8 protein-coding genes and 1 pseudogene are annotated in these 12,505 nt (G+C 62.4%); all 9 read left to right on the forward strand.

What is annotated here, in order from left to right:
- Nucleotides 1–121: 121 nt before the first annotated feature.
- Nucleotides 122–1,807: an ABC transporter substrate-binding protein gene (locus OKC28_RS19235; RefSeq protein WP_096119834.1), complete on the forward strand. Its 1,686-nt coding sequence runs from the start codon at nt 122–124 to the stop codon at nt 1,805–1,807.
- Nucleotides 1,808–1,924: 117 nt separating this feature from the next.
- Nucleotides 1,925–2,908 carry an ABC transporter permease gene (locus OKC28_RS19240; RefSeq protein WP_270690964.1) on the forward strand — a complete coding sequence of 328 codons (984 nt, stop codon included), beginning with the start codon at nt 1,925–1,927 and terminating at the stop codon, nt 2,906–2,908.
- Between the two features lies 1 nt (nt 2,909).
- Complete coding sequence (locus OKC28_RS19245) at nt 2,910–3,818, forward strand: ABC transporter permease (protein ID WP_155603470.1); 909 nt, start codon at nt 2,910–2,912, stop codon at nt 3,816–3,818.
- Nucleotides 3,815–4,834 (forward strand): ABC transporter ATP-binding protein, encoded by a 1,020-nt coding sequence (locus OKC28_RS19250; RefSeq protein ID WP_096119835.1) that lies wholly within the window; start codon nt 3,815–3,817, stop codon nt 4,832–4,834. Before OKC28_RS19245 ends, OKC28_RS19250 begins: the two co-directional genes overlap by 4 nt.
- An 11-nt stretch (nt 4,835–4,845) precedes the next feature.
- Complete coding sequence (locus tag OKC28_RS19255) at nt 4,846–5,838, forward strand: ABC transporter ATP-binding protein (RefSeq protein ID WP_270690969.1); 993 nt, start codon at nt 4,846–4,848, stop codon at nt 5,836–5,838.
- A 114-nt stretch (nt 5,839–5,952) separates the two neighbouring features.
- The gene (locus OKC28_RS19260) at nt 5,953–7,692 is read left to right on the forward strand and encodes a glycoside hydrolase family 9 protein (RefSeq protein WP_270690988.1); all 1,740 of its coding nucleotides are present in this window, start codon (nt 5,953–5,955) and stop codon (nt 7,690–7,692) included.
- 105 nt (nt 7,693–7,797) lie between these two features.
- Nucleotides 7,798–8,670, forward strand: coding sequence for a BadF/BadG/BcrA/BcrD ATPase family protein (locus OKC28_RS19265; RefSeq protein ID WP_270690971.1), 873 nt, complete (start codon nt 7,798–7,800; stop codon nt 8,668–8,670).
- A gap of 160 nt (nt 8,671–8,830) precedes the next feature.
- Nucleotides 8,831–10,695 (forward strand): annotated as a pseudogene (locus tag OKC28_RS19270) (beta-N-acetylhexosaminidase).
- 214 nt (nt 10,696–10,909) lie between these two features.
- The gene (locus tag OKC28_RS19275) at nt 10,910–12,463 is read left to right on the forward strand and encodes a methyl-accepting chemotaxis protein (protein WP_219593543.1); all 1,554 of its coding nucleotides are present in this window, start codon (nt 10,910–10,912) and stop codon (nt 12,461–12,463) included.
- Nucleotides 12,464–12,505: the final 42 nt, after the last annotated feature.

A 12,505-nucleotide genomic window follows, 5' to 3' on the forward strand; every position in this document is an offset into this window, starting at 1 on the left:
AAAAATCGGCTCAAACATGAAGAAATGAAATGACTGAGTCAGCCGAGAAGAATTTCCCCGCTTATTCGCACCTTCCCAAGGCGAACCCTCGGGAATGCCAAAAAATAAGAAAGGACATAATATGCTTGCCAAAGTATCCAAAATCTCTACTGCTGTAATGCTGGGAACCATGATGCTTGCCGGGGCCGCCGGCAATGTCATGGCTGCTGAAAACAAGACTGTGCTGACCCTGGTCGCACAACAGGAGACCGCCTGGGTCAAAAACTTCAACCCCTTCCTGCAAGCGGGTTTGCTCCATACCACTCGTCACTTCATCTATGAACCTCTGGTGATCTTCAACGATATGCAGGGTGGCAAACCCGTCTATCGTCTGGCCACTCACTATGCGTTCAGCGATGACCTGAAATCCGTCACCTTCGATCTGCGTGAAGGGGTCAAGTGGTCCGACGGGGAAGGTTTTGATGCGGATGACATCCTCTTCTCCTTCAATCTGGTGAAAGCCAACAAGGCGCTGGATGAGCGCTCTATCTGGACCCAGATCAAGAACATAGAGAAACTAGGTCCCTACAAGATCAAGTTCGACCTGACCGACGTCAACACCAACGTGGTGAATGACCTGGTGCTGGTGCCCATAGTCCCCGAGCACCAGTGGAAGTCTGTAAAAGACCCGGTCGCCTTTACCAACGACAAGCCGGTCGGTACAGGTCCCTTCACCGAGGTGGACAACTTCTCCGCCCAGCTCTACACCCAGTGTCGCAACCCGCACTACTGGGATAACGCCAACCTCGCCATCGACTGCCTGCGCATGCCGCAGATGGCCACCAACGACCAGGTGCTGGCCGCCGTGATGAAGGGTGACGTTGACTGGTTCGGCTCCTTCGTACCGGACATAGAGCGCCTCTACGTTGGCAACGATCCGAAAAACAACAAGTACTGGTTCCCGGCCTCCGGCACAGTCGCGTTCAACGTCAACTTCCAGACCAAGAACCCGGGCAACCACGAAGCCTTCAACGACATCACTTTCCGCCGCGCCTTCTCCATGGCGATGGACCGTCAGGCCATGGTGGATATCGCCGGTTACGGCTACCCGACCGTCAACGAGTACCCCTCAGGGCTCGGCAAAGCCTTCGACTCCTGGAACAACCCGGAAGTCGACAAGAAGTACGGCAAATTCAACAAGTTCGACTTGGAAGGTGCCAAGGCCATGCTGAAAGAGGCGGGCTACAAGGACTGTGACGGCGACAAGTTCCTCGACACCCCGAGCTGCAAGAAGATCGAGTTCAAGGTGCTGGTACCGAACGGCTGGACCGACTGGGTCAATACCGCCCAGATCGGGGTCGAAGGCTTGCAGGCCCTGGGTCTGAACGCCAAGACCGCCACCCCGGAAGCCACCGTCTGGACCGAAAACCTGATCACCGGTGACTTCGACGTCGCCCTGCAGGGTTACTTTGCCGGTGCCAACCCGCACAAGTACTTCGAGACCGCCTTCCACTCCCGCAACATGGGTGAGCGTGGCAACCGCTTTGCGGCTCCCCGTTACAAGGACCCAGCCCTCGACCAGCTGATCGATGACTTCACCCAGACCGCCGATGCGGCCAAGCAGAAGGCCATCATGTTCGAGATCCAGGACAAGGTCGGTGCCAACCAGACCATCATCCCGGTATTCAACAACCCGACCTGGTACGAATACAGCACCAAGCGCTTCAATGGCTGGTTCAGTGCCGACAACCCGGTTGCCAAGCCGCAGGTTCACCCGGACACCCCGGAACGTCTGCTGCACGTGTTGTCACTCAAGCCAAACAGCTAACCACCCCGGCCCCCTGCGGGGGGCCATTCTCCCCGCCATGTCTTCCATCTCCCTGATTGTTCGGGGTTGGGGGAGCTTTGCCCGGCGCGGGGCAGGCTTGCAGTAAAAGGGTTCACCATGGGATTTATACTGAGACGTTTCTCCTTCTATCTGGTCGCCTTTCTGGTGGCCGCCACCATCAACTTCCTGCTACCCAGAGACATGCCGGGGGATCCTGTCTCCGTCATGTTTGCCCGGGCTGGCGCCATGATGGAACCCGCCGCGCTGGAGGCCCTCAAGGCCACCTTCGGTTTCGTGGACGGCCCCATCAGCACCCAATTTCTCACCTATGTGAAGAGTGTCTTCACCTGGGATCTCGGCACCTCGGTGCGCTACTACCCCCAACCCGTGGCCGACGTACTCGGACGTGCCATCGGCTGGACCCTGTTCCTGGTGGGTACCTCCACCATACTGAGCTTCTCCGTCGGATCCATCGTCGGCATCTTCGCCGCCTGGTATCGGGGAGGCGCCATGGACAGCATCCTCTCCCCGCTCACCCTGGTGATGCAGGCCATTCCGCCCGTGGTCATCTCCCTGCTCGCCCTCTTCCTGTTCGGGGTCAGTCTGGAGTGGTTGCCCATCGGCTATGCCTACAGCCCGGAGATAAAAGCCGATTTTGGCTGGGAGCACATCAAGAGCATCATGACCCACGCCATCATGCCGGTCGCCACCCTGGCCATGGTGCAGGTGGGGGGCTTCCTCATCACCATGCGCAACAACATGATTAACCTCTTGGGGGAGGATTACATCACCATGGCCAAGGCCAAGGGGCTCTCCAGCAACCGGGTCATTTTCAACTACGGTGCCCGCAACGCCATACTGCCGAGCGTGACGGCGCTCTCCATGGCGCTCGGTTTCGTCATCGGCGGCTCCCTCATCACAGAGGTGATCTTCAACTACCCTGGGCTGGGTCTGACCCTCTATCAGGGCATTCTGGCCCGCGACTACCCCCTCATTCAGGGGCAGCTGCTCATCATGACCATCACAATGCTCAGCTTCAACTTCCTGGCCGACGTGCTCTACGTCTTCCTGGATCCCCGTCTGCGTACAGGAGGCAAATAAGATGCGTATGCCGACTATTTTGAAAATCCTGCTGGGCAACAAGAAAGCCGCCTTCGGCCTCTTCATCGTGGTCAGCTTCGTGCTGATGGCACTGTTCGCCCCCTTGCTGGCCAGCAATGAGCCAACCAAGCGAGTCTCCCGTCCGCACCAGCCCCCCAGCGCCGAATACGTGATGGGCACCACCCGCATGGGCCACGATATCTGGTCCCAATTTGCCAACGGTGCCCGCATCTCCCTGATGGTGGGCTTCGGGGCCGGCATACTGGTGTGTGCCCTCGCCATCACGGTCGGCATCACCGCCGGCTACTTTGGCGGCGTGATCGACGAGTGCCTCACCTTCCTGATGAACGTGGTGCTGGTGATCCCCAACCTCCCCCTGTTACTGGTGCTCGCAAGCTTCATCGGGGAGGCGTCACCGACGGTGATTGCGCTCATCATAGGCTTTACCTCCTGGGCCTACGGCGCGCGCGTCATCCGGGCCCAGACCCTGGCCCTGCGGGAAAAAGAGTTCGTCATCGCCGCCGAAGTGCTGGGGGAGCCGGCCTGGCGCATCATTCTGGTGGAGATACTGCCGAACCTCATCTCCATCATAGGGGTGAGCTTCATCGGCTCCATCATCTACGCCATCGTCACCGAGGCGACCCTGGAGTTCCTGGGGCTTGGGGATCCGACCGTGGTCAGCTGGGGCATCATGCTCTACAACGCCCAGACCTCCAGTGCCATCCTGGTGGGTGCCTGGTGGGAAATCCTGGCCCCCTGCTTCGCCATCGCCACCCTGGGCGCGGGCCTGGCTCTGCTCAACTTCGCCATCGACGAGATAGCCAACCCTCAGCTGCGCTCCCACAAGGGTCTTCGCCGCTGGAAGCAGCTCGCCGTACCCTTGGCATCACCACAGGAGAGGACAGCATGAACAAGCAACCCCTGCTGTCGGTACGCAACCTCTGCGTCGACTACATCACGGAGAGCGGCGACGTGCGCGCCGTCAACTCGGTCAGTTTTGACATAGCCCCGGGGGAGGTGTTCGGCCTAGCCGGCGAGTCGGGCTGCGGCAAGTCCACGGTCGCCTTCTCGGTGGCCCGGCTGCACAAGCCGCCCGCCTACATCAGCGGCGGCGAGATCCTGTTCAAGGGGGAGAACATACTCCACTACGGCGAAGAGCGGCTGCGATCCTATCGCTGGCAACAGGTATCCGTGGTGTTCCAGTCCGCCATGAACGCGCTCAACCCAGTGCTGCGCATGGAGGAGCAGTTCTGCGATGTGCTGCTGGCCCATAATCCCGGCATGACCCGTTACGAGGCGATCAAGCGCGCCCAGGTGCTGCTGGAGATAGTCGACATCCATCCGAGCCGGCTCAAGGATTATCCGCACCAGTTCTCCGGCGGCATGCGCCAGCGGCTGGTGATCGCCATCGCCATGGCGCTCAACCCCGAGCTTTTGATCATGGATGAGCCGACCACGGCGCTGGATGTGGTGGTGCAGCGGGAGATACTGCAGAAGGTTTATGCCCTGAAAGAGCAGTTCAACTTCTCCATCCTCTTCATCACCCACGACCTCTCCTTGATGGTGGAGTTCTGCGATCGCATCGGCATCATGTACGCCGGCGAGCTGATCGAGGTGGCGCCGTCCAAGGCGATCCTGACCGCCCCGCTGCACCCCTACACCAAGGGGCTCGGCAACTCCTTCCCGCCCCTGCACGGCCCTAAAACCGTGCTGGAAGGGATCCCGGGTACACCGCTCAACCTGCTGGAGGTGCCGGTCGGCTGCCGCTTCCAGGCCCGCTGTGGCAAGGTGCACGATCGCTGCCGCCAGGAGTACACCCGCCTGGTCGAGATCCGGCCGGGGCAACAAACCGCCTGCCACCTTTATGAGGCGCAGGATGAGCAACCGGATCCCGTTTTCTATCTGGACAAGGCCGCTGGCTGTTAAGGATGTCTGTCATGCAAATCGCCCAAACCGACGCGCCCATCATCGAAGTCCAGCACCTCTACAAGGACTTCCCCGTCAACTCCAATGCCATCAAGAGCGGCAAGATGCGGGCCCTCTCCGACATCACCTTCAACCTGCACCGGGGCCGCGCCCTGGCGGTGGTGGGGGAGTCGGGCTCCGGCAAGAGCACCATCGCCAAGATCATCGCCAAGATGTACAAGCTCTCCAGCGGCCGCATCCTCTATCGCGGCCGGGATCTGGAGGAGTTCAACAAGGGCACGGCCCTGCTCGACTATCGCCAGAGCGTGCAGATGGTGTGGCAAGATCCCTTCGGTTCGCTCAACCCGACCCACACCATCTACCACCACATAGCCCGCCCCCTGCTGCTGCACAGCAAGGTGATCGACAAGAAAGATCTGCCCGAGATGGTCTATACCCTGCTGGAAAAAGTGGGACTGACCCCGGCCAAGGCCACGGCGGCCAAGTACCCCCACCAGCTCTCCGGCGGCCAGCGCCAGCGGGTCAACATAGCCCGCAACCTGGCGGTGGAGGCGGAAGTGGTGCTGGCGGACGAACCCACCTCCATGCTCGACGTCTCCATTCGCATCGGCATTCTCAACCTGATGGAGCAGATGAAAAACGAGCTGGGGGTCTCCATGCTCTACATCACCCACGACATCGCCACCGCACGCTATGTGGCGGAAGACTTGGCGGTGATGTACGTGGGTCACATGGTGGAGTGGGGCGAGGTGGACGAGATACTGCACCACCCGCAACACCCCTACACCCAGCTGCTCATCTCGGCGGTGCCCGACCCCGAGAAGAGCATCCACGCCGCGCTGGAGGGGGGCCGCAAGGGGGATATACCGCTCTGGACGCCGGACTCCTGTGGCTGCCCCTTCGCCGGGCGCTGCAACCAGGCGATGGCCCGCTGCAAGGATGAGCTGCCCCCCATCACCAAACTCGCCGACAACCACTTCGTGCGCTGCTATCTCTACAAGTGATACTCGCCACTAAAACGGCCGGACAAGCCAGTCCGGCCATGCCTCGATGCGGGGCCACCACGGCCCCGCTATGTGCCTCACCGCAATGGGGTGAACCACTGGAGCAATACCTTGATGGAACTCTTGATCAATCAGGTGGGTTACGAGTGCGACGGGCACAAGGTCGCCCTGCTGCAAACCTCCCCTGCCCATGATCTCGGCGGCTATGTCAGGCTGCAACGCTTAAGCGATGGCCAGACGCTGTTTGAAACCCAACTGCAAGCGGCCGGTGAAGTCCCTGGCTGGCAGGGCCGTGCCTACTGGCGCGCCGACTTCTCTGCATTCAAGGAGCCCGGTCATTACCGGCTGGAGGCAATCACTGCCCCCATAGGCGCAGCCGCTACGGAGCAGCGCATTGTCCGCTCGACCCGCTTTGCCATCGGCCAGGATCTGCTGGCGAGCCACTGCCTCTCCGACGTCATTCACTACTTCAAGGGCCAGCGCGCCAGCGGCGCCTTCGATCGGGCCGACCGCACGGCCCGCCTGTTTGGCACCGACCAGCACAAAGATGTGCACGGCGGCTGGTTCGACGCCAGTGGCGACATGAGCAAGTACTTGAGCCACCTCTCCTACGCCAACTACCTCAACCCCCAGCAGACCCCCATGGTGGTGTGGGCCCTGCTCAAGTGCCGGGAACTGCTGGCCCCGCGCCGCGACATAGACGGGGTGAACCTCTGCAAGCGGCTCAATGACGAGGCGCAGCACGGCGCCGATTTTCTCTGCCGGATGCAGGGTGAGTCGGGCTTTTTCTTCATGACCCTGTTCGACAAGTGGAGCAAGGATCCCGCCCAGCGCGAGCTGTGCGCCTACGCCACCCAGCAGGGGATCAAATCCGCCAACTGGCAAGCCGGTTTCCGGCAAGGGGGCGGCATGGCCATCGCCGCCCTGGCCCGTGCCGCCCGCGAGAGCGTCAGCGGCGACTTCGATGCCAGCCGCTACGCTGAGGCAGCCAGACGCGGCTACTTGCACTTGTGCGAGCACAACCTCGCCTACCTGGATGACGGGGTCGAAAACATCATCGACGACTACTGCGCCCTGCTGGCGGCGGTGGAGCTGACCAAGACCCTGGGCCATGAGTGGCTAAGCGAGGCGAGAGTGTGGGCCGGCAAGCTTTGCGCCCGCCAGCTCCCCCATCCGGAGCAGGGTCACTACTGGTCGGCCAACGAGGATGGCTCGCGCCCCTACTACCACGCCGCCGAGGCAGGGTTGCCGGTGCTGGCGCTGCTGGAATATTTAGGCGTAGAGCCGGATCTGGGGCACAAGGCCCAGGTGCAAACCGTGGTGCAACAGGCGCTGGCCGCCGAGCTGGCACTTTGCACACAAGCGGGCAACCCCTTCTCCCTCGCCCGCCAATATGTGAAAGGGGTGAATGAAGCACCGCGCGTGAGCTTCTTTATGCCCCATAACAACGAATCCGGTTACTGGTGGCAGGGGGAGAATGCCCGGCTGGCCTCCCTGGCCGCCATGGCCTTTGCCGCCGCCGAGCAGCTCCCGCAGCAATCCGGGCCACTGCTCGGCTTCGGCCAGCGTCAGCTCGACTGGATCCTGGGGCAGAATCCGTTCAACGCCTGCATGCTGGCGGGCCACGGCATCAACAACCCGGGCTACACAGCCGGTTATCCCAATGCCCTCGGTGGCATCTGCAACGGCATCACCGCCGGGTTCGATGATGAAAACGACCTGGCCTTCATTCCTGAGCAGTACAAGGATCGGCTGGATCAGAACTGGCGCTGGGGGGAGCAATGGATCCCGCACGCCGCCTGGTTTGCCCTCGCCATCACTTGGCAGAGCGCGCAGGGAGGTCGCCATGATTGAGAGCGGCTCGGACATCATTAGCACTGGGGGAGAGCAGTGGATCCTCCATACATTCCGCCTGGTTTGCCCTGGCCATCAGCTGGCAGAGCGCACAGGGAGGACAGCATGATTGAGTACTGGGTCGGCGTGGATGGTGGCGGCACCCACACCCGCGCCCGCATTCGGGACAAGGCGGGCAAGCTCTTGGGCGAAGGGCGCGCCGCCGGATCCAACCTGGAGCTCGGCATAGAGGTCGCCCACACCAACGTGCTGGCCGCCATCGATCTGGCCAGGGTTGAAGCCGGATTAGGTAACGATTCACAGCAACGGATGGGGGTCGGTCTGGCACTGGCCTCCGCCGAGCTGGCGGAGTGCTATCACGCCATGCTCGAGATGCCCTTTCCCTTTGCCAGCGTCAGGCTCACCTCCGATGCCTTCGGTGCCTGCCTCGGTGCCTTTGGCGGCCAGGAGGGGGCCATCCTCATCGCCGGCACCGGCTCGGCCGGGCTCATCTATCGCCACGGTCAGCTGCACACCTGTTCCGGTCGCGGTTTTCCCATTTCGGATCTGGGCAGCGGTGCCTGGCTGGGGCTGCGCACTATCCAGCAATCCCTGCTCTGCCACGACGGCATCCTGCCCCCCAGCACGCTGGCCATCCGCTTGCTCGATCACTTCAAACGGGATCAGGCCGAAGTGGTGCGCTGGGCCGCCCGCGCCATTCCCGCCGACTACGGCCGCTTCGCCCCCTGGGTGTTCGATGCCGCCAGCGATGGCGACGAGCTTGCCTGCCAGCTGCTTGACGAGACCTGCGCCCAGCTGAATACCCTGCTGGAGGGGATGCAGCAGCTGGGAGCCAGCCAGATTGCCCTGCTCGGCGGCATCGGCATGCGCCTCGCTCCCCGGCTGGCGCACCTCAACCTGGTCAACCCCAAGGCCGATGCACTGGAGGGGGCCATACTGTTTGCCCAGTCGGAGTCGTTCCCATGTCTGCACTGCTGAGCCTTGTCCAATTTGATCTGCCCGCCGGCGGGGACAGGATCCCCCTCTGCCCGCTCCGGGGAATACCCATGCCTGCACTTTGGATCCCTCCCCGGGTTGACCAGTACCACAAGGAGATGATCGCCCTGTTTGTTCCCTTAACTCCATCAGAGGAATTTTCATGTCTGCACCCCTGATCCACACCCAGGTTGACCGACGCGATGGCGAGGACGTCTGGTTCCGATTCAGCCTGAGCCAGTTGCCGGCAGCCCCCTGGAAACTTCACTTCTGCCTGGCACGCCACATAGATCCCGCCTCCCTCGAAGGTGCCAGACTGGAGCGCCAGAGCGGCAGCTACAAGGTGCTGATCCCGGCCGAGGGGCAAAGCGAGCTGCGTTTTTGCTGTCGCAACACCCCCATCAAGCGATTGTCTGACATGCCGCAGGGCTTCTTCCTGAGCCTGCCCGAGGCGAGCACTGGCCCCCAGCTGATGCCGGTCACCCTGGTGGAACAAGAGCTGGGCCTGCCGCCAAGCGGGCCCGGCGCCCCGGATCTGCCCGAAGTCGAGCCCCTCGCCGGCATTGTGCCCCAGCCAGATCAGCTGGTGCTGCTGGAGGGCAACTTCCGGCTGGCGGAACGGGCTCATGTCAGCGGGCCCGGGTCGCTGACCGGCCTGCTGGCCCATTTCAACGAGCTGACAGGGCTGGCGCTGGAGCAGGATCATGATGCCGAGATCCGGCTGTTCGAGGCCCCTCTGGCTGCCGAAGCCTATCGCCTCACCATCACGCCGGAGGGGTGACCATAGCCGCGGCTGGCGAGGCTGGCTGGCGCCTCGGCCTGACAAGCCTGGCCCAGTGGGCTCTGCAGCACGGAGAGAGCCTGCCCTGCATCGAGCTGGTCGATGCCCCCCGCTTCGGTTTTCGCGGCATCTTCCTCGACTGCGCCCGCCACTTTCACCCCGTCGCTAGCCTCAAGCGCCTGCTCAAGCTGATGAGCCTCTACAAGTTCAACCGCTTCCACTGGCATCTGACCGATGACGAGGGGTGGCGGCTCGAGATCAAGGCTTTCCCGCAGCTGACAGAGATCGCCGCCTGGCGCGGCCACGATCTGCCTGTGGGGCCCCAGCTCAGTGGCGGCCCCGAGCCCTATGGCGGCTACTATACCCAAAGCGAGGTACGCGAGCTGGTGGCTTATGCCAGCGGGCTCGGCATTACCGTCATTCCCGAGATCGACATCCCGGGCCACTGCCATGCGGCCATCAAGGCGCTGCCCGGGCTACTGATCGAGGAAGCGGATCGCTCCCGCTACCTGTCGGTGCAATATTTCGACGACAACGTGCTCAACCCGGCCCTGCCCGGCACCTATCAGTTCCTGGAGGCGGTAATCGACGAGGTGTGCGAGCTGTTCCCGGGCCCCCTGGTACACATGGGGGGGGACGAGGTACCGACCGGAGTATGGACCGACAGCCCGGCCTGCCAGCAGTTGATGCAACGGCAGGGGTATCAGGATTGCCGCGAGCTGCAGGGCCACCTGCTGCGCCACTGCCAACAGTATCTGGCCAGCAAGGGCAAGCAGATGCTGGGTTGGGAAGAGATATTGCACGGCGACAAGGTGAGCCGGGATGCCACCATCTTCGCCTGGACCAGCTTCCAGGCTGGGCTGGATGCCGCGGCTGCGGGCTATCCCGTTGTGATGGCACCGGCCCAGCACCTCTATCTGGATCTGGCCTGGAGCCAGGATCCTCGCGAACCCGGCCTTTACTGGGCGGGCACCCTCAATCTGGAGCAGGTCTATCGATGTGATCCTGCCCCGGCCGATTTCCATGCCAACGATAACATCCTGGGGGTGCTGAGCCCATTATGGTCGGAACTGGTGACCTCTCGTGACCGTCTCGACTATATGTTGTTCCCGCGCATGCTGGCCACCGCCGAGGTGGCCTGGAGCGACGCCACCCGCAAGGCGTGGGATCACTTCGCCGCCCGCCTGCCGGGCCAGCTGCAGATCCTCGACCAGCTACAGGTGCGTTATCGGGTGCCACAGAGGTAGTGTTATCTTTCTGTCTGGCGACCTTTGGGTCGCCTTTTTTTACCATCCACCAACAAAAAACCAACTTTCCCCTACCATTCATCCGCCATTGTTGGCAAAATTCAGCCCCCTATGAAGCCGACTCGGCGCGCCCTGGCAATCACCTGCAACCACGCCCGGATCTGCCACAATAACAACGACAAAACTATCAACAAGAACATCGGAGCGTATTCCTATGGCTCGCAGAGACGTCCATACCCTGGACAGCGAAGTGGAGTTTCCTGCCGACGAACAACTCGTTTCCACCACCGACCTGCGCGGGGTGATCACCTACGCCAACCCCGCCTTCTGCCGCATCGCCGGCTACCCCGTTGAAGAGCTGGTCGGTCACAACCACAACCTGGTGCGCCACCCCGACATGCCCAAGGCCGCCTTTGCCGATCTGTGGGCCCGCCTTAAGGAGGGCAAGCCCTGGCGCGGCATGGTGAAGAACCGCTGCAAGGATGGCCGTTACTACTGGGTCGACGCCTATGTGACCCCCATCTACGAGGGGGGCAGGATCAGCGGCTACCAGTCAGTGCGCTGCAAACCGGAACCCCAGCTCAAGCGCGTCGCCAGCCAGACCTATCAGGCCCTGCTCAAGGCGGAGCGGGGCTCGGCCGGCAGCCTCCCCTCTTTCAACCGCGTGCGCCTGCCGGTGCTGGGCTTGCTGTTGCTCGGCCTGCTCGGCTGGGCCTTTCTCAGCAAGGGCGCCATGACAGCCCTGCTGATGCTGCTGCCCCTGCTGCTCATCGGTGGCGCCTACTGGCGTGAGCTCTTTGCACTACCGCTCTATCTGCAGCAACTCGGTCGCGAATACGACAGCCTGACCCGGCTGGTTTATTCGGGTGATGGCCCGGGCGCCATCGCCGATTTTCACATCAAGATGCTGCAGGCCCGCATCCGTACCGTGCTGGGCCGGATCAACGATGCGACCCATCCCCTGCAGACCCTGGCCACCAACCTGAAACAGGCATCCCATCAGGCTTGTCTCGACATCAACGAGCAGGATGCCCAGACCCAGCAGATGGCTGCCGCCATGACCCAGATGGCCAGCACGGCTCATGAGATTGCCCACAACATCCAGGACTCCAATGGTCAGGTCAACGAGGCACGCAGCCGCTGCGAGCACACCAACAAACAGCTGAGCCAGACTGAACAGCGCATCGAGCAGCTCGCCAAACAGGCTGAACTGGCGTTCAACTCTGCGGTAGAACTTGCCAGCGAGTCGGAGCGGATCGGCAGCGTGATGGGCGAGATCCAGGGCATAGCCGATCAGACCAACCTGCTGGCCCTCAACGCCGCCATAGAGGCGGCGCGGGCCGGTGAGCAGGGCCGCGGCTTTGCGGTGGTGGCCGACGAGGTGCGTACCCTGTCGACCCGCACCCACAAGGCGACCGAGCAGATCCAGGGCAGCATACAGCAGATCCAGCACACACTGGGACGCTGGAAGGGGATGATGCAGGAGAACCTGCAACAGACCCGCGAGTGCGCCGAGATGACCCGCCAGGGCGCCAGCAGCCTGCACTCGGTGCTGGAAGAAATAGAGCTGGTCACGGAACACTCCACCCAGATCGCCGCCGCCGCCGAGCAGCAACAGGCGGTGGTGGAGGAGATCAGCCGCAGCATCAACCAGATCTCCCAGTACTCCCAGGCCAATAGCCAGAAGATGCAGGAGGTCGACGACTCCAGTCAGGAGCTGCTGGAGCGCGCCAGGCAGCTCAAGGGGCTCAGTCAGACCTTTGGTTGACGCGGGTTGCCACCCCCACGACAGAAGCGCCACAATGGCGCT

Origin of the sequence: Aeromonas sp. D3, assembly GCF_027705025.1 — a bacterium.
In the GTDB taxonomy this organism is placed as follows: Bacteria; Pseudomonadota; Gammaproteobacteria; order Enterobacterales; family Aeromonadaceae; genus Aeromonas; species Aeromonas salmonicida.

Coding starts and splice junctions, on each gene's coding strand:
- OKC28_RS19265 (WP_270690971.1), top strand. CDS start 7,798: ATGATTGAGTACTGGGTCGGCGTGGATGGTGGCGGCACCCACACCCGC.
- OKC28_RS19250 (WP_096119835.1), top strand. CDS start 3,815: ATGAACAAGCAACCCCTGCTGTCGGTACGCAACCTCTGCGTCGACTAC.
- OKC28_RS19245 (WP_155603470.1), top strand. CDS start 2,910: ATGCGTATGCCGACTATTTTGAAAATCCTGCTGGGCAACAAGAAAGCC.
- OKC28_RS19255 (WP_270690969.1), top strand. CDS start 4,846: ATGCAAATCGCCCAAACCGACGCGCCCATCATCGAAGTCCAGCACCTC.
- OKC28_RS19260 (WP_270690988.1), top strand. CDS start 5,953: ATGGAACTCTTGATCAATCAGGTGGGTTACGAGTGCGACGGGCACAAG.
- OKC28_RS19235 (WP_096119834.1), top strand. CDS start 122: ATGCTTGCCAAAGTATCCAAAATCTCTACTGCTGTAATGCTGGGAACC.
- OKC28_RS19240 (WP_270690964.1), top strand. CDS start 1,925: ATGGGATTTATACTGAGACGTTTCTCCTTCTATCTGGTCGCCTTTCTG.
- OKC28_RS19275 (WP_219593543.1), top strand. CDS start 10,910: ATGGCTCGCAGAGACGTCCATACCCTGGACAGCGAAGTGGAGTTTCCT.